Below are 17,717 nucleotides of genomic sequence, written 5' to 3'. Positions count from 1 at the left end.
TCGAGCAAATACGATATAAAAGGGCAGTTTTTTTATTTGTCGCCACCTATCTGCTATTTTCATTTTTTGCTCCTTTCACCATTTCTACGGCTTTTATCTTGTACATTGCTAATCATTTCAATAGCGTATATTTCGTTTTTTAGCTTTTATCCTTCCCATAAGTCGAGGTTATCGTGCGTAGATGTCGTGAGTAGTATGTACACGAAATAAAATACAAATATTTAAACCCTTGCTATACGTATGTTTTCCACATGTTTTTCTTTTTTTTACTCCCTAATAATTAAATCATTTTACATGTATTTATTTTCAGAATATTTAAAACAGGTTCGTTACAATAGACAACATAATCAATTGTTTTTCTATTATTCGAAACCGAGGTGAAATAATGAATAAAGAATTGAAAGCTTATGAATCGCTAGAACCATTGTTTAATCCAAAGTCTGTTGCAGTACTTGGTGCTTCCACAAATCCGTATAAAATTGGATACATTCAATTGAAAGCGCTTATAGATGGAGGTTTTGCTGGAGACATTTATCCCATTAATCCGAAAGCTAGTGAAATAGAGGGCCTAACTTGCTATCCTTCCATCACAGCTGTCGCAGGGGAAGTAGATTTAGCAATATTTTGTGTAGGTGCAGAACAAATTCTGGACAATTTAAAGGCATGTGCGAAGAAGAATATAAAAGCAGCAATTATTTTCGCATCTGGATTCTCTGAAACTGGGGAAGAGGGTGTACTGTTACAACAGGAGTTAGCTAACATTGCAAAGGAAAATGGCATTCGAATTATAGGACCAAACTGCGTTGGGTTAGTTAATACAACGAATGGAATGATTGGCACTTTTTCACCAGCCATTTTGGCAGTACCATTACATGAAGAAAAAGCTGTAGGCTACGTTTCGCAAAGTGGCGCATTTGGTGTATTAACGTATATGGCTGCAGCGCAAAATGGTTTAAGCTTTAATTATTTTGCAAGTGTTGGAAATGAAATGGAAACAGAATTTTCAGATGTAGTAGAATACATGATTCATGATCCAAAAACAAAAGTCATTACAGGCTATTTAGAAGGGGCTAAAGATACTAAGAAGCTTCGACGTTTAGCAAAGGAAGCACTTAATCGTAACAAGCCAATTGCATTGATGAAAACAGGCAAAAGTTCAGCCGGCAGCAGAGCAGCGGCTTCACATACAGGCTCGCTTGCTGGATCAGATTTAGTTTATGATGCATTTTTCAGGCAGAGCGGTATCGTTAGAGTCGATGATTATGAAGATATTATTACGTTTTCTAAATTATTTTTATCTAATAGACTACCACAAGGGAAAAATACAGTATTAATTACAAGTTCGGGTGGACGAGGTATTAACGAAGCAGATCGTTGCGAAGGGCTAGGGTTGAATATTATTGCGCTAAGTGAAAAGACAAAGGCAGAAATTAAAAAGCATGTTCCATCTTACGCAAGTGCAATCAACCCAATTGACTTAACAGCTGCCGCTTCAGTAACGAATCCAGAATTATATATAGCACCACTTCGAGCACTTGTAGCTGATCCGGAAGTTCATAATATTATTCTAACTGAATTTCCGTTGTACTGGGAAGCAGATAATCCATACTTACAGGAGTTTATTGATATATGTAAAAACTCAGATAAATTCGTCTTTATTACGACATTCCCATTAGAAGGCATGTCTGTGCCTAAAGGAAAAGCTGAACTTGAGAAAAATGGCATTCCTGTCATTCCAGGTAATTTAAATCCAATCAAAGGCTTAGCAAAGCTAGTAGAGTATAGCGAAAGTTATAGGAAACATCAACAAGCAACGGTCCAAGAAGATGATTCCGCTAAGAAAAATATAGACATGTCACATGTAACCGGCTCGACATTAAGTGAAGCCCAAGCAACTGACATTTTAGATCTTTACGGGATTCCAACAACAAAACGAACTGTCGCTACGACGGCTGATGAAGCTGTTCAGTTTGCAAATAGGATTGGTTACCCAGTCGTGTTAAAAGTCGATTCAGCGGATATTCCACATAAAACCGAGGCAGATGCAATTCGACTAAATGTTCAATCAGCGAACGATGTAATGAAAGCGTTTACCCAAATTTATCACAATGCAAGAAACTATAAAGCAGATGCTAACATCAATGGTATTTCTGTTCAAGAAATGCTTCCTGAAGGTACAGAGGTCATTATCGGCGCAACAAAAGATCCGAATTTCGGACCAGTCGTCATGTTTGGCTTAGGTGGTATTTTCGTTGAAGTATTTAAAGATATTTCATTTAGAGTGGCGCCACTAACAAGAACCGATGCTGTTGAAATGATTGAAGAAGTAAAAGGCAAAGCACTTCTGACAGGTGCTCGTGGAAAAGCCCATGGCGATATTGAAGCCATCATTGATGTGTTACTGAAGGTATCGATGCTTGTCACTGAAAATGAAGAGATTATAGAAGAATTAGATATCAATCCTTTAATCGTCTATGAAGACGGCGTAAAAGCAGCAGATGCAATGATCGTCGTGCAGAAAGATGTGTTAGAGAAATCAGCAGTCAGGGGGTAAAGGTATGGAGCTAGATCAAAGCTTAATTGGTTTAACAGGACCACAATATGTTTTTGAAGTAGAAAAAAGGCACATTCGTCAATTTGCCGAAGCAATTGGTGATCCTAATCCATTATACGTGGATGAAGAATATGCAAAATCAACTATTTATGGCAGCATCATTGCACCACCAAGCTTTCCAGTCGCGATAGGAGCTGACAGTGGGCAAGGAATTAATTTGCCTTTGGATTTTAGTCGTATGCTGCATGGCGAGCAAGAGTTCATTTATCATCGTCCAATTCGCCCAGGTGATCGTTTGCACTGTCAAATGAAAGTGACTGACGTATATGAAAAAGAAGGAAAAAATGGGCCAATGCAGTTTTTAGTAATGGATACAGAAATGAAGGATGAAGAAGGTGAGCTAGTTGTAATTAGCCGTACAAATATCATTTATCGTGCTGTAGCGAGTAGCAAAGCGTAAATAAACTGTTGAACGAAGATACAGATGTCTTCGTTCAACTTTTAATCCATCACTAAAGGGGGAAAAAACATGCTTCAATTGAACAATTTACAAGAAGGACAAAAGCTCGACCCACTTGTGAAGCCTGCTGTGACAAAGGTGCAGCTTGTGAAATATGCCGGTGCATCAGGGGATTTCAACCCGTTACATACAGATGATGCATTTGCGCAAAGTATTGGGATGCCGGGTGTTATTGCACATGGCATGCTTGTAATGGGCTTTCTTGGTCAGTACATGATGGACCTAGCAGGGACTTCAGCTGCACCGACTAATTTTAAAATGCGCTTTGGTGCGATGACAAAACCTGGTGATGAAATTACATGTTCTGCCATTGTCAAAAAAATTTATGAAAACGAAGCTAAACAATTGGTTGATTTAGAACTATATGCGGAAAAAGCTCCAGGAAAAGTAGTTGGATTTGGAGAAGCGACATTACAAATGATTTAACAAATGGAAACAAGGAGGTTGGCAATATGGCTACTATTAAAGATCGCTATGCCATTGTAGGCGTAGGAGAAAGTGAACGTTCCAAAAATTCAGGTACAACACCTTTACATTTAGCATTAGACGCTGCTCGTGCTGCGTTAAAAGATGCAGGTTTAGAAGCGAGAGAAATCGATGGCTTTATGAGCTACTCTGAAAATGATTCATGTACATCCCATCAGTTAGCAACCTATTTAGGCGCGCGACCGAAATATGTCAAAGACATTATGGGAGGCGGAAGCAGTACAGAAATGTTAATTGCGGATGCCATCGGATTAATCGAAACAGGTCAAGTCAATACCGTGCTAATTTATCGTGCAATGAATGGCCGCTCTGGCGTTCGCATGGGCGGTGGTGGCTGGGATGTAAATATGCTTCAAGGGGCAATGGATGGCGGAAGTTTTTTCATTCCTTATGGGGCAGGTGGACCAGGTCAATGGTTCGGCTTATTTGCTACGCGTCATATGCAACAAACAGGACTTACACACGAACATTTAGGGCACGTCTGTGTGAGCTTTTATGAGCATGCACAACGAAATCCGAAAGCATTCTTCTATGGTAAGCCATTATCAATGGAAGAGTACTTAAAAACACCACCTTTAAGCTATCCATTCAATAAACATGATTTTTGCTTGGAGTCGGACGAGGCAAATGCCATTATTGTCACATCTGCTGAGAAAGCAAAAGATTGCAAGTCAAAACCTGTTTATATTATGGGCATAGAAGCGCGACGTACCGTATCACATGCGCATTACTGGACGAATTTAGATGAAGTCGCATCAGATTTCGTAGCACCTTCCCTTTATAAAAAAGCAGGGGTTACACCACAAGATATTCAAGTTGCTTCGATTTACGATTGCTTTAGTTGGGTAGTATTGCGGCAATTAGAAGCATATGGCTTTGCTGCACGTGGCGAAGTCGGTGATTTCGTTGCAAGTGGCAATCTGAAAATGGGTGGCAAGCTTCCTACAAATACAGCAGGGGGCATGCTATCGGAAGGTTATACGCATGGCATGAACAATGTCCTTGAAATTGTTCGTCAAATTCGTCACGAGTATAAAGGTACAGATCGTCAAGTCGAAAATTGCGAAATTGGCATTTGTACTGGCTGGTCTGGCCCAGATATTGCGGGTGCAATGATTTTAAGAAATTAGGAGGGAAAATCATGAGTTATCAAAAACCAATTCCACTTAAAACACAAGACAATCAACCATATTGGGATGCAGCTGATCGGCATGAGCTAGTCCTACAAAAATGTGAAACATGTAATTCTTATAATCATCCACCTGGCCCAGCTTGTTCAAAATGTGGTTCCACCGAACTTAGCTGGGAAAGTCAAGGTTCAGATATTACGGGAACTATCTATTCGTATGTTGTGTCCTATCGCCCATTCCTACCGGGTTTCCAAGATGATTTACCAACGATTATTGTTGTTGTACAACTAGACAATTTAAAAGAAGTAAAAATCATTGGCAATGTGCTTGCATGTCCACCAGAGGAAGTGAAAATCGGCATGCCTGTAAAAATGACTTGGCAAGATATTACGGAAGATCGTGCTCTTCCACAATGGATACAAGCATAACAGATTAATATCTTTTGAATAGAAAGGAATGATTACATGGATTTTTCATTTACGAAAAAGGAAGAGCAATTTCGTCAAGAGTTAAGAACTTGGCTGGAAACGAACTTACCAGATGGTTGGTTACAAGGCGAAGGGCCATTAGATAAGGAATCGAAAGAATATGAGTTATTTTTACGAGATTGGCAAAAGAAACTATATGAAGGCGGTTGGGCAGCGATTGCGTGGCCGAAACAATATGGTGGACGCAATGCAACGCTTATGGAAGAAATTGTCTATCAACAAGAGATGGTACGTGTCAAAGCACCACCGTTAATAAATTATGTAGGTCTGCATATGGTTGCACCGACATTAATGCAAATTGGTACGGAAGAACAAAAGGAAAAATATATCGAAAAAATCATTACAGGTGAAGAAGTTTGGTGCCAAGGTTATTCAGAGCCGAATGCAGGATCAGATGTAGCGGCTATTCAAACGACAGCTGTAAAAGATGGTGACCGTTGGATTATTAATGGGCAAAAGGTTTGGACGAGTTTCGGTCATGTAGCGGATCGCTGCTTTTTAATAACTAGAACGAGCCGACTAGAGAAAAAACATAAAGGTATTACAGTATTCCTTCTCGATATGCATCAGCCAGGGGTGGAAACACGACCAATCGTCTCAATGGATGGTCAAAAAGATTTTAATGAAGTGTATTTAAATGATGCCATTGCGTATGATGCAGAAATTATCGGTCAAGTAGATGAGGGCTGGAAGGTTATCATAGCACTTCTAATGCATGAACGAACTGGAATTGGTGGTCAAGTATTTACTCTAGAACAACAATTCAATGATCTAGTTGCGTTAGCTAAGGAATTGAATGATGAAGATGAGCCGCTTATTAAAAATCCATTTATTCGTAAAACAATGGTGGATCTATACACTCGTTCACGTGGGTCACTATTAAACTATTATCGAAATTTAACAAAGCAATTGAAAAATGGTCATCCTGGTGCAGAAAGCTCTATGGATAAACTACTTGTTAGTGAATTAACAAAAGAACTGTTTGCGCAAGCGATTTCGATGCAAGGCCATCATGGTGTTCTATGGAAAGAAAACGCATTAATGGATCGGTCCTATTGGCAGGACAATTATTTGTACTCTTTTGGTCAGACAATTGGCGGAGGAACAAGCGAAATACAAAAGAATACCATTGCTGAACGAATTTTAGGTTTACCAAAAGATATGGGTCGATAAAAAGCGGGGGTGTAAGATATGGATTTTTCTTTAAATCAAGAACAAGAAATGTTTCGAAACTATGTACGCAAATATTTAGATGATGTCGGACAAACAAAAGTAGCCCGTGAGTTTACAGAAGGCAATACAAGCTCATTTCAAGCGCTGTATGCTGGATTAGCTGAACTTGGCTGTGCAAGTGTAAATGTGTCAGAAGAGAATGGTGGCATGGGGCTAGGTCAGTTAGATTTAGTACCCATTTTAGAAGAGACAGGTCGAGCATTGCTTCCAGGCTTATATTTAGAAACAAATGCTTTAGCGGTACCGTTATTGGAGAAATATGGTACTGAAGAACAAAAAGCTAAATATTTAGCAGCTATAGCTAGTGGTGAGCATACTTTTACTGTTGCATGGTTAGAGCCTAGCGGAAACTACAAGCCTTCAAATGTGAAATTAAATGGCACATTGCAAGATGACGTTCTAACGCTGAATGGTGTGAAATCATTAGTACCAGACGTTGAGCTTGCAAATAGCTTACTCGTTCTAGTGCGCACTTCTGAAGGGCAAGGTGCGGAAGGAATATCATTAGTAATCGTTGATTGTGATGATGTGTCGCTACAAGTGCAACCTCAAAAAAACATGGATGAAACCCGTTTGCTTGCCGAAGTGACTTTTAATGATGTCCAAGTTTCAAGTCAGCAAATTCTTGGCACTATTGATCATGGGTGGGACGTTTTGCAAGAGGGTCTATTATCATTTAATGCAGCCCTTTGCTCATCGATTGTTGGAAGTATGGAAAAAATCGTTGAAACTGCCGTTGAATATGCGAATATTCGTGAACAGTTTAATCAACCCATTGGAAGATTCCAAGCGATTAAACACCGATTAGTCGATATGAAAATGGATTTAGAAACAGCTCGTTCATTAGCGTATTATGCAAACTGGGCGATTGAAAGTAATGCAGATGATAAAGTAGAAGCGGTTTCAAGTGCTAGATTATTTGCTACTGAGGCATTTATTAAAGTCGCATCTCAAAGTATTCAAATTCATGGTGGTATCGGCTTTACAGAAGAAATTGATTGCCATTTATATGTGAAAAGAGCTCGTTTCTATGAGAATTACCTAGGGAGCACACAGCAATATTATGAGCAGGCAGCCGTTGCCTTAGGTTGGTAGTAGATTATCTTACGGCTTAAACATTGCAAAGGCAGTATGTTGCAATGTTTAAGCAAATCTCATATTTGAAAGGGTGGGAAAGACATTGAAAACATTGAATAATTTGAAAGACTATCAAAATGTCATTAACGGTAAGGCAATTCCATCATCTTCAGGTAATAAAATTGATAGCTATGATCCGGCAACCGGTAAGGTGTGGGCAACCATTCCTTGTAGCACTGTTGAAGATGTTGAAGCAACAGTGACAGCTGCTCGTACTGCGCTTCCTAGTTGGTCAGCACTTCCTGCTAGTGAAAGAGCAAATTATTTACGACGTATTGGCGATATGATTGCACAATATGGCGATGAATTGGCTGAATTAGAAACGAAAGATAATGGTTGGGTTATTCGTGAAACAAAGTTCGGACTTATTCCTATCCTATCAAGTATGTGGTATGATGCCGCAGCTGCAGCGACAAATGTTGGGAGCAAGGGCGAAACCGTACAGCTTGGGCCAAATACTGTAGGATTTACAATGCGTGAACCTTACGGGGTTGTGGTAGGCATTATCCCTTGGAATTCAGCATTATGGACATTTACGGTGAAAGCAGCTGCAGCACTTGCAGGTGGTAACACAGTCATCATTAAACCATCAGAGTTAGCAGCAGCTGCACCGCTCCGCTATGGTGAAATCATTCAAAGTATCTTACCACCAGGCGTATTAAATGTTATTTCTGGTACAGGTGCTGAAGTGGGCGATGCGCTTGTCCGTCATCCAAACGTTCACAAAGTAAGCTTAACAGGTTCAGGAAAAACGGCGCAGGCAATCGCCAAATCTACTGCGCAACATCCTAAATCAATGGTATTAGAATTAGGAGGCAAATCACCGAATATTGTTTTTGAAGATGCTGATTTAGCGAAAGCAGCAAATGGTGTCACAGTAAATGGTATTTTCACAGGCAATGCAGGACAGCTTTGTGTCGGCGGCTCACGTATCTTAATTCAGCGTTCGGTCTTAGATAAAATGATTGCTCTCATGAAAGAAGAAATGGCAACACATATTCAATTGGGCAACACATTGGACATGCAGACGCCAATGGGACCAGTTGCCAATGAGATGCAATATAAAAAGGTTTGCTCATATATTGAGTTAGGGCAACAAGAGGGTGGAGAAATCATTGTGGGCGGACGCTTCGGTGGTGCGAACTTGTTACCAGGACAAGATGATTTAGCGGATGGCTATTGGATTGAACCGACCTTACTAAAAGTAGAAAGTAATAACTTGCAAGTTTGCCAAGAAGAAATTTTTGGGCCAGTTGCTGTCGTGATACCATTTGATACAGAAGAAGAGGCACTTGCCATTGCCAATGACACAGAATACGGCTTAGGTGCAGGTGTTTGGACATCTGATTTAAATCGTGCCCATCGAATGATTCGCTCTATCGAATCTGGAAACGTGTGGGTAAATACGTATCGCATCGTTGGAACTGAACTTCCATTCGGTGGCCAAAAAGCGAGTGGCTTTGGTACAGACTCTGTACTCGAATTCACGCGTGAAAAAACATGCTATATTCAAATTGGCTAAAGGGTAATAACGGATAGACAGGTATGAAAATATAATCGTTAGGACAAGTAAACATGAAACGGGGAAGAGTATGCCACAAGCAAAAAACGGACTATTTTATGGATGGTACATTGTTTTAACAAGCTTCTTGATTATGTTTTCGGCATTCTCCATTGTAAATTCTCTACACAGTTTATTTCTTGTGCCGGTAACAAGTGAATTGGGCATGACAAGAACCACTTTTTCAATTGTTCTTTCCGTTGGAGGTCTTGGTGTTGCGATAGCTTCACCTTTTATGGGAAAGCTCCTTGCTAAAGGCAATATGAAGTTAATCATGTCTGTATGTGTTATTTTTGCAGGCTGTGGCTTTATGTTGTATTCCTTTGGGCAGTCGGCAATCTATTTTGCCATCATCGCTTTTTTTATAGGAGTATGTGTTGCTGGATTTTCCAATATTCCTATATCCATTATGCTAACGAATTGGTTTTATGAAAAAAAGGGGCTAGCAATGGGATTGGCATTCGCTGGTTCGGGTGTCGGGACGGCAGCACTTAGCCCTATTTTAACAACATTAATTTCAAATTATGGTTGGAGAACAACTTATGTCATTGCAGGCGTATTAATTATCGTCATTTCATTGCCATTAATTTTATTTTTTACTAAGAAAAATCCTGCTGAGAAAGGGACGATGGCACTTGGTGCAGATCGTGTCCAAGAGAAGCAAGCGAATATGGCTCAATCTGGTTTAACACTGGCTGAGGCAAAGAAATCAGGCGTGTTTTGGCTATTTATTTTCGGTGTCGTATGCTTTGCGCTTGTTGCAGGCGGAGTACAAATGCATATACCAGCTTATTTAATTGATATTGGCCACCCTGCGTTATTTGCTGGAACCATTTTTGGTCTGTTATCTTTATCAAACACTGTTGGGAAGCTAATTCTTGGAGCCATTTTTGATAAATTTAGAACAACAGGCGGAATCCTATTTGTAGGTGTTTGTATGACAATAGCGATGGTGTCATTGCTAATGGCAAACGCTAAGAGCTTTGCATTCGTTTTCGCGATCGCTTACGGATTTAGTATTGTCATTGCGACAATCGGCCCTCCGTTTATGACAGATGACTTGTTTGGCAAAAAAGATTTCGGTGCCATTTTTGGCTTCGTACAAGTATTCTTCGTTGCAACGAGCTCATTAGGCGTTATCGTTTCTGGTCTTATCTATGACCTTACAGAAAGCTACAAAGTGGCATGGATCATTTTTCTAGGTTTATTTATACTTAGTATGCTTTGTATTTTAATCGCAACTAATATGAAAAAGAAACAGCGCTCAAATGCTAAAGAAATTGTAATGGAAGAAAGTATTGAAGTTATTTAATCGTTTGTATTTTCTCCAAGAGTTGATAGTCAGAAAACGTGGAAAAAAGTTAGACTAACTGAACATAAGTTATATCCGATAATGATTAGTAGTGAAAAACGCTTGGAAAACCAAGCGTTTTTTCAATGCAGTTTTTCTGCCTTACGATTCGGTTCTGCATTGATTTATCATAGAAATAATCTATTTGGATTCATGAACTCTGTATGGGGTTGGTATCTGTTTGCTATTCCAATGGAGCACCTAGAGCGTTGTTGATATGACAATGTTTTAGGTGTTTTTGAGTGACTGGCACACTTTTCTGCAACTAATTTTAGCTTTTGTAAGTGGTAGCCTTCCTGGCGCATTTTTAGGTGTTCAAATCAATGTGCTAATTTCTGATTTTCTGGCAAAACTGCTTCTGTACTTATTTATTCTGGTAGCTGGATAGAAGATAATACAGTATTTATCTCTTACTTAAAATCAGCAAATTAAATGGCCTTTCTAAGTAGGAAGGCTTATACATGTTAGTAAAGCCTATATTCGTGACAGAAGCGGAAAAAAAATTAAGGTTCTTTGCATAAGACATTCTTTCAAAGTCAGATGAAACAAACATGTACCACAAGAAAAATTCTTATCCATTAAAAAGTGGACGAGAATCCTGTAAGAATAGGAAACAAAAGATTTAATGACGAACATTATTTAGATAATTCCATTTTAATGTTCGTATAAATTGATTGAAAATGCGCTTCACTCATCGACTGGACACATTACTAGATGTTTGAAACACGAACAATACATTGAATGCATACTTAACATCAATGTTGAAGTGTTGGAGCGGCATTAATTGTATGAACGAATGTAATTAATATTTGGAAATGTGTATTATGGCATCTGCCATTATGGTTTGTAGTTGGTTCAAATCAAACGAGCATGAACTTTCTTTGGTTTACACTTATTGCTTTAGCATTATCATTTTTAATGACAATCATTAATCAATACACGAAAAGTATTTTCCTCTGTATTATATTTCATGCTTTGATTAATTCATTTTGGGAAGTGTATATTCCAAATTCAAATGTTTCGTCCGGGTTACTTACGCTTGTATTAGCACTAATTGTTTTTATTGTAATCTCATTTGTTTAAATTGTATTTTCCAATGGATTTGAATCATCTACACCGAAAACGGCATAATCAATTTTTCCAGCAGATGTTTTGTCAACAACTACTTTGTTTAAATCGAAATTTCTCGCTCTAGCTGCATAATATTTAGATTTTGTTGCTTCAGAAAGATTAGTAAATTGAATTTTCCCACCACCAGCTGGGTTATCTTTAGCATAAGCAATTTGTAGTACACTCCTTTTTTATCCATTATTCACAATCTCGCTGGCATATACCCGTTAAAGGTGAAAGCCAAACCGAAATCCTTTTTCTTCACTCCTATTACACCCAAGAAAGGGGGTTATTAGTTCTATTGTTAATAAGAACTATATTAATATTATATTTCACTATTTTATTACTTATAGAAATAACATCATTTTTAATAAACTACCATTTTCTTTATCTCCATTGTATTCAGCAATTTCAAATGAAACTAATAAATTGTCGTCTAATGAAATATTCTATTGAGTAGGGGTTAATCGCTAATTATTTGCATAACAAAATTGTACATAAGTCCAAGCCTTTTTTAAGCATTATTGCAGAAAAGCCGCTTCCCTATAAGGAAACGGCTTTATCGATGCCTATAAACGCTTTGTGTTGGGAAAAATGAGTGTAAAATACAGTCATTTAACAAAAGCTAACTGTTGAAAAAGCGTTTACTGCAGTAGAGAAGAACAAATTTGGGTAGTTTATAAGTCAAGGGGAAATTAATCCATTCTAATTTTCTTGGATTTGAAAAATTAGAATACAGAATGCTTTACAAAAAGGGGACTGTACATGGAAATTTTAATATCAATATTATTTCTACTCGTTTTATTATTAGTTACAAATGTGCTAGCACATTATATTCCTTTCATTCCAATTGCTCTTATACAAATAGCAGTTGGCATTGTCGTTGCTTTAATAGCAAAAGATTTCACCATTGAGATTGAATCAGAATGGTTTTTACTATTGTTTATTGCTCCGTTACTTTATTATGATGGGGCACATTTTCCTCGTGAACAATTATGGAAAATGAGGTTACCTATTTTAGGTAACGCAATTGTCTTAGTATTATTAACTACTATCGTTGGGGGTCTATTTGTGCACTGGATGATTCCTTCAATACCATTAGCTGCTGCATTCGCTTTAATGGCTATTCTATCGCCAACTGACCCAGTCGCGGTCAATGGTATCGCCAAACGAGTCCACATTCCAGATCATATTATGAATTTGGTTCGTGGCGAATCTTTAATTAACGATGCATCGGGGTTAATTGCATTTAAATATGCTGTTGCAGCAATTGTAACAGGGTATTTTTCAATGAAATCAGCAACAATTGACTTTGTTTATATGTTCATTATAGGCGCACTTATCGGGATATTCGGTGCATTATTTCTGTTTTGGATTCGCCTTCAATTACGACGCATAGGAATTGTAGATGTAACATTTTACGTATTGCTACAAGTATTAGCACCCTTTATTTTATTTTTCCTATCCGAAGAAGTATTTCACGCATCGGGTGTTATAGCTGTCGTTGCAGGAGGAATTATTGCAACTATTATTAAAGAAAAAGCAGTAAGTATTATTGCACAGGAACATTTAGTAACACAGCATTTTTGGTCAATGCTTACATTTACATTAAATGGAATAATTTTTATTTTACTAGGATTGATGCTACCTACTGCGACAAAACTTATACTCGTCAGTGAAGAAATTAACAATAGTGTACTTATTTTATATGTATTGGTTATTGGTTTTCTAGTGTTAGGTATCCGCTTTATTTGGACGATGTTTTTCGATCTTCTGGATAAAAAACTATTTAAAAGTGAAGATACTTTAACATTTAAAGATCATATCGTGACAACACTTGTAGGGGTTCGAGGAACAATTACAATGGTAGGGATTTTATCGATACCGTTACTAACCAATCAAGGGGATCTATTTCCTGAGCGACAATTACTCCTCTTCTTAGCAGCAGGTGTCATTTTATTTACCTTGGTAATGGCTACTTTATTTTTACCTTTTTTAAACAAACAGGAAGCACCACAACAATCCAATTTAATGAATGAAAAACGAAAGATGATTGAACATGCAATTCATAGTATTCAACGTGAAACGGATGAGGAAAATGCTCCAGTAGCTTTAAGTTTAATAAATCAATATAACGCCATGCTATTAAATATTGAGCTAGAACAGTCAGAAGCAGTACTTCAAACTTATAAGCAAAAAATACTGGAAGCTAGGAAAGTTGGGATGGAATTAGAAATATTTTATACACACCAATATATGACTGCGCACGGATTTAATCAAACAATCCAACATGAAGTCAACTATATTCTGAAAGAAAGAAAAGATATGTTGAAGAACCGGTCATTTACTTTATTAAAACGTCGTTTGCGTAATTTTTCACATGAACGCAAGTTAAGCAAATTACCTATCGATATTGTAGAACAAATAAATACTGTAAAAAAAGATTTAACGGATTATGTATCATCATCTATTGTAAGGCATGTCCAAGAAACGAATGAACATTCTTTAGATATTGCGCAAAAAGTGGCGATGTACTATCGTCACCCACAATATGCTAGTTATAAAATGGATTCTTCCAAACAGGAGGAACTAAAAGAATACTTAGCTCTAATAGCCATTGAAACACAACGAAGCCTTATAAATGAATGGTATCAAGCTGGTAATATAAATAATGAAGTGGCAAAAGAACTAAGAAGATTCGTCATTAATTTAGAAAGTGTTATTTTACTCGAAGAAGAAGAGTAGAGCGTAAATGCCTAGGTTCATTCTTCTTCGGAATAAACAGTTATATTCAAGTTACAACAACAGTCATTATCAAGATCAAAAACTTTTGAAGTGAAAATTTTTGCTTGTAAAGTGAAACAATAGATTATATTATTTATATTAAATAATTGAATAAGGCGACATGACTATGGACGTCATGTTAGCGAATTAACAAAGAAAATGTTTAAATGCAGCGCCTCCTAGCATCTTAGGAGCGCTGCATTTTTTATTTTATTTAGGAGTGAAAAGATGGATAAAAGAATTTACCTACTTGCGATAATTACTTTTATAGTAGGTCTAGTTGAATTAGTTATTGGAGGATTGCTTCCACTTATAGCTGAAGATTTGAATATTTCATATGGCCAAGTAGGATTGTTAATCTCAATGTTTTCGTTAAGTTTTGCAATATCAGGTCCCATTTTATTATCCTTAACCTCAAAGATGGAACGCAAAAAGTTATTTCTAATTGTCTTGTTCATTTTCTTTGTGACGAATATGATCATTGTGTTGAGTGATTTGTATGTTTTTCTTATGGCAGCAAGAATTTTATCTGCTATGTGTGCGTCGCTACTTGTTTCGTTGTGTATCACAATCGCTTCTCAAATAAGCGATGATTCGCATACGGCAAGAGCAATTGGCCTTGTACTAATGGGGGTTAGTGCATCTCTCGTTTTTGGAGTTCCGTTTAGTCTATGGTTGGGAAGCGAATTAGGTTGGAGAGCACCATTTTTATTTATTGCCATTTTGACATTGTTGCTTATGTTATTAGTATTTCTTGCATTGGGAAAAATTGAGCCAAATAAGAAATTGCCATTGAAAGCACAAGTAAAAGCTATAAAGGATAGAAAAATTTTACTTATTCATTCGATCTCTATCGTGTTTTTTACAGGTCACATGACTCTATATGCTTATTTAACACCATTTCTACAGTCAACGCTGCATCTGTCAGAGAAATCTCTTAGCCTTATGTATTTAATCATTGGACTATTCTCGATCTTTGGAAGTTTATTAGGTGGTTATTTTACAGATCGTATTAGTGCAAAACGTACTATCATTTCAGTATTGTCCTTATTTACAATAACTATTATTGCGATACCACTACTGAAATTTTCCGTTGTTCTATTCATTGGGGCAATATTATTATGGAGTTTGCTAAGTTGGTCACTTCAACCTGCAATTCAAAGCTATATCGTTTCTTCTGCATCGACTACATCAGATATCCATCAAAGCTTAAATAATTCTGGTGCTCATATTGGGATGGCTATAGGCTCCACAATAGGTGGAACTATTATAGACTCATATTATGTTGAATTAAATGCAATAATCGGTGGTACAATTGCTTGCATCGCAATAGTCATCTCTATAATAACCTTTAAAATGCAAAGAAACTAGGATATTTAGAGTAGGTTAAAATAAAACTAGTCCCCTAAAAAATGGAGGTTAGTTTTATTTTTCTGTGGAACAAACTAATAGTGCACTTTAGTTCGAGCAGGCATTTTTCCTTTTACATTTGAATTTATTTTAATGAGAAAGCTAATATATTGGGCCACTACTCGTAAAATATGGTGCAATTTCTGTATGGATATTTTGGTGCTACAAGAAGGATTATGAATCGATAAAAGGATTTAATGAAGACATGCTTATGACCGAAGATTCGGATTTTAGCAAACGATTAAAAGAGTGGGGAAAAATACGGGACAATTCAAAATGGGATGCTAACTTCCAGCAGAAAGTTTGATAATCATGGCAACTGGGTTTGCTTAAACGTCCGAAAATGATTTTAGCCTATCTTAAAGGAACAGCCAAAAATATGGAGATAAAGAATATTATGAAAATCAAGACAGATAAAAGGAAACAGATTGTAAAAAACTATATAAATAAATTGTGACGTTAATCGAAGAAGGATTAACGCTTTTTTTGTTGAAGTTATCAAAATAAATATGTCAGGCAGACTTTTATAGCTAACGATAAAGGAGGAGAGGAATAAATGGTTAAACCATTAATTATTGGCGACGTAACACAAGAATTATCTTCTACGCGTCGCATTTTGGAACTTTTGCCTGAGGAGCATATGTCATGGCGGCCACACGAAAAATCGATGACGCTCGGCGGGCTAGCCACACACCTGATTAACCTATTAAATTGGCAAATTGCAATATTTCAGTACCAGGACTTTGATCTTGTTACAGTGCCGCTGCGACGAGAGGCTTTAGAAAAACGCTCTGACATTCTGGATGAGTTTGATATGAACGTCGGCAAGCTTAAAAAGTTACTGTCCGAATGCGACGAAAAAACGCTTGGCGAAGAATGGACACTTCGCTATGGTGATCATATCATCCGACGTGAGCCAAAAGCAATTGCGTTCCGGACCTTTGGTATAAGCCACATGGTCCACCATCGTGCGCAGCTTGGGGTATACTTACGCCTACTCGATATTCCAGTGCCAGGTTTCTACGGTCCCTCAGCAGACGAGGAAACCCAATGAACTTGTAGGATAGCTATTCAATAAAAGGTAGTCAAAAATAAAAGTAAACACAACCCCCTTACTTGATGTAGTAAGGGGGTTAATGGCGTTGAATTTAGTTTAATTAGATACCTTTTATCTGTTTTATTGTGTGTCAGCTCATGTTATAATGAGGAGCTTAAGATAATTAAGACTTTTTTATTTAAACGGATGCCAAAAGAAGCCTCCGCAGAACGATAAAGTATAGAGGTGTATGAGAATGAATAAACGTTGGACGATTGGTGAAATTAAAAAATTTGTTGAAAATAATTCGGAAAGTAAGTTGCTAACGACGGAGTATCTCGGATTTTCTCAAAAGTTACTATTCAAATGTGCATGTGGTAATAACTTTGAAAAAACATTTGCGAAATTTAAAAATAAAAACCAAACAAAATGTGAAGTATGCCAGCCTATAAAAGAATCACGCTAAACGTAGTGCCAATGTTTATTTTAAAATAATTGGTGTTATTTTTATTAGTTTGATTTAAATCACCTTATTCCTATAGTTACTTTATAGATGAGGTGATTTTTTGGATATTTATTACTGAGTAAATTTTGATAGTTGATAATATTCGTCAAGAAGGCATTCCTTATTAAACTAATGAGTTGCGTTAGTTCAATAATAAAAATTAACTATCCGGGTTGTTAACTTATCAGGCAATGAGAAAGCATCAAAACATGTAAAATTGGATTTACCAGAAACAGACGTATGTAGTATTCATCTTGTCAATCAATCAAAAACATGTTGTTAAAAAAGGACTGTTAGCGCATGCTAACAGTCCTTTTCACTTAACTGCCGGTTTTAGGAGCTTAAACTTATTTTGAATTATTTTCGTTTGCATAACGACCAGAAGCATATTTTTTGTTCGTTTCTGCTTGTT

13 protein-coding genes and 1 pseudogene are annotated in these 17,717 nt (G+C 37.2%); all 14 read left to right on the top strand.

The window, feature by feature from the left end; genetic code table 11:
- The first annotated feature begins 385 nt into the window (after positions 1–385).
- The 14 genes and pseudogenes from ACQKNX_RS05710 to ACQKNX_RS05645 all read left to right on the top strand — a co-directional run bounded on the left by ACQKNX_RS05710 (position 386) and on the right by ACQKNX_RS05645 (position 17,266).
- Positions 386–2,554, top strand: coding sequence for an acetate--CoA ligase family protein (locus tag ACQKNX_RS05710; protein ID WP_427427985.1), 2,169 nt, complete (start codon positions 386–388; stop codon positions 2,552–2,554).
- A gap of 4 nt (positions 2,555–2,558) precedes the next feature.
- Positions 2,559–3,014: a MaoC family dehydratase N-terminal domain-containing protein gene (locus ACQKNX_RS05705; protein ID WP_401016724.1), complete on the top strand. Its 456-nt coding sequence runs from the start codon at positions 2,559–2,561 to the stop codon at positions 3,012–3,014.
- 69 nt (positions 3,015–3,083) lie between these two features.
- The gene (locus ACQKNX_RS05700) at positions 3,084–3,500 is read left to right on the top strand and encodes a MaoC/PaaZ C-terminal domain-containing protein (RefSeq protein WP_427427984.1); all 417 of its coding nucleotides are present in this window, start codon (positions 3,084–3,086) and stop codon (positions 3,498–3,500) included.
- A 26-nt stretch (positions 3,501–3,526) separates the two neighbouring features.
- Positions 3,527–4,690, top strand: a complete 1,164-nt coding sequence (locus ACQKNX_RS05695; RefSeq protein ID WP_427427983.1) for a thiolase C-terminal domain-containing protein — start codon at positions 3,527–3,529, stop codon at positions 4,688–4,690.
- Between the two features lie 11 nt (positions 4,691–4,701).
- Positions 4,702–5,118: a Zn-ribbon domain-containing OB-fold protein gene (locus tag ACQKNX_RS05690; RefSeq protein ID WP_427427982.1), complete on the top strand. Its 417-nt coding sequence runs from the start codon at positions 4,702–4,704 to the stop codon at positions 5,116–5,118.
- A 36-nt stretch (positions 5,119–5,154) separates the two neighbouring features.
- Positions 5,155–6,351, top strand: a complete 1,197-nt coding sequence (locus tag ACQKNX_RS05685) for an acyl-CoA dehydrogenase family protein (RefSeq protein WP_427427981.1) — start codon at positions 5,155–5,157, stop codon at positions 6,349–6,351.
- 18 nt (positions 6,352–6,369) lie between these two features.
- Complete coding sequence (locus tag ACQKNX_RS05680; protein ID WP_427427980.1) at positions 6,370–7,506, top strand: acyl-CoA dehydrogenase family protein; 1,137 nt, start codon at positions 6,370–6,372, stop codon at positions 7,504–7,506.
- A gap of 85 nt (positions 7,507–7,591) precedes the next feature.
- A complete protein-coding gene (locus tag ACQKNX_RS05675; protein WP_427427979.1) occupies positions 7,592–9,070 on the top strand; it encodes an aldehyde dehydrogenase family protein in 1,479 nt (492 codons plus the stop codon).
- Between the two features lie 70 nt (positions 9,071–9,140).
- The gene (locus ACQKNX_RS05670; RefSeq protein ID WP_427427978.1) at positions 9,141–10,421 is read left to right on the top strand and encodes an MFS transporter; all 1,281 of its coding nucleotides are present in this window, start codon (positions 9,141–9,143) and stop codon (positions 10,419–10,421) included.
- Between the two features lie 1,914 nt (positions 10,422–12,335).
- Positions 12,336–14,315 carry a Na+/H+ antiporter gene (locus tag ACQKNX_RS05665; RefSeq protein ID WP_427427977.1) on the top strand — a complete coding sequence of 660 codons (1,980 nt, stop codon included), beginning with the start codon at positions 12,336–12,338 and terminating at the stop codon, positions 14,313–14,315.
- A 267-nt stretch (positions 14,316–14,582) separates the two neighbouring features.
- On the top strand, positions 14,583–15,725 hold the full coding sequence (locus tag ACQKNX_RS05660; protein WP_427427976.1) for an MFS transporter: 1,143 nt from the start codon (positions 14,583–14,585) through the stop codon (positions 15,723–15,725).
- A gap of 154 nt (positions 15,726–15,879) precedes the next feature.
- A pseudogene (locus ACQKNX_RS05655) lies at positions 15,880–16,181 on the top strand (glycosyl transferase family 2); the annotation flags it as partial.
- A 139-nt stretch (positions 16,182–16,320) separates the two neighbouring features.
- Complete coding sequence (locus ACQKNX_RS05650; RefSeq protein WP_427427975.1) at positions 16,321–16,818, top strand: DinB family protein; 498 nt, start codon at positions 16,321–16,323, stop codon at positions 16,816–16,818.
- A gap of 238 nt (positions 16,819–17,056) precedes the next feature.
- Entirely contained in the window at positions 17,057–17,266 is a 210-nt protein-coding gene (locus tag ACQKNX_RS05645; protein ID WP_401016701.1) for a hypothetical protein, read from the top strand.
- The last annotated feature ends 451 nt before the right edge of the window (positions 17,267–17,717 follow it).

Origin of the sequence: Lysinibacillus sp. NPDC093712 (genome assembly GCF_050280025.1) — a bacterium.
Taxonomy (GTDB): Bacteria; Bacillota; Bacilli; order Bacillales_A; family Planococcaceae; genus Lysinibacillus.
Note: the sequence above shows the minus strand (reverse complement) of the source record. Positions and strands in the feature narration are given on the sequence as shown.

Bases quoted from the DNA above. Each gene is read 5' to 3' on its own strand.
- ACQKNX_RS05695 (WP_427427983.1), top strand. From the start codon at position 3,527: ATGGCTACTATTAAAGATCGCTATGCCATTGTAGGCGTAGGAGAAAGT.
- ACQKNX_RS05690 (WP_427427982.1), top strand. From the start codon at position 4,702: ATGAGTTATCAAAAACCAATTCCACTTAAAACACAAGACAATCAACCA.
- ACQKNX_RS05670 (WP_427427978.1), top strand. From the start codon at position 9,141: ATGCCACAAGCAAAAAACGGACTATTTTATGGATGGTACATTGTTTTA.
- ACQKNX_RS05650 (WP_427427975.1), top strand. From the start codon at position 16,321: ATGGTTAAACCATTAATTATTGGCGACGTAACACAAGAATTATCTTCT.
- ACQKNX_RS05665 (WP_427427977.1), top strand. From the start codon at position 12,336: ATGGAAATTTTAATATCAATATTATTTCTACTCGTTTTATTATTAGTT.
- ACQKNX_RS05645 (WP_401016701.1), top strand. From the start codon at position 17,057: ATGAATAAACGTTGGACGATTGGTGAAATTAAAAAATTTGTTGAAAAT.
- ACQKNX_RS05705 (WP_401016724.1), top strand. From the start codon at position 2,559: ATGGAGCTAGATCAAAGCTTAATTGGTTTAACAGGACCACAATATGTT.
- ACQKNX_RS05710 (WP_427427985.1), top strand. From the start codon at position 386: ATGAATAAAGAATTGAAAGCTTATGAATCGCTAGAACCATTGTTTAAT.
- ACQKNX_RS05660 (WP_427427976.1), top strand. From the start codon at position 14,583: ATGGATAAAAGAATTTACCTACTTGCGATAATTACTTTTATAGTAGGT.
- ACQKNX_RS05685 (WP_427427981.1), top strand. From the start codon at position 5,155: ATGGATTTTTCATTTACGAAAAAGGAAGAGCAATTTCGTCAAGAGTTA.
- ACQKNX_RS05680 (WP_427427980.1), top strand. From the start codon at position 6,370: ATGGATTTTTCTTTAAATCAAGAACAAGAAATGTTTCGAAACTATGTA.
- ACQKNX_RS05700 (WP_427427984.1), top strand. From the start codon at position 3,084: ATGCTTCAATTGAACAATTTACAAGAAGGACAAAAGCTCGACCCACTT.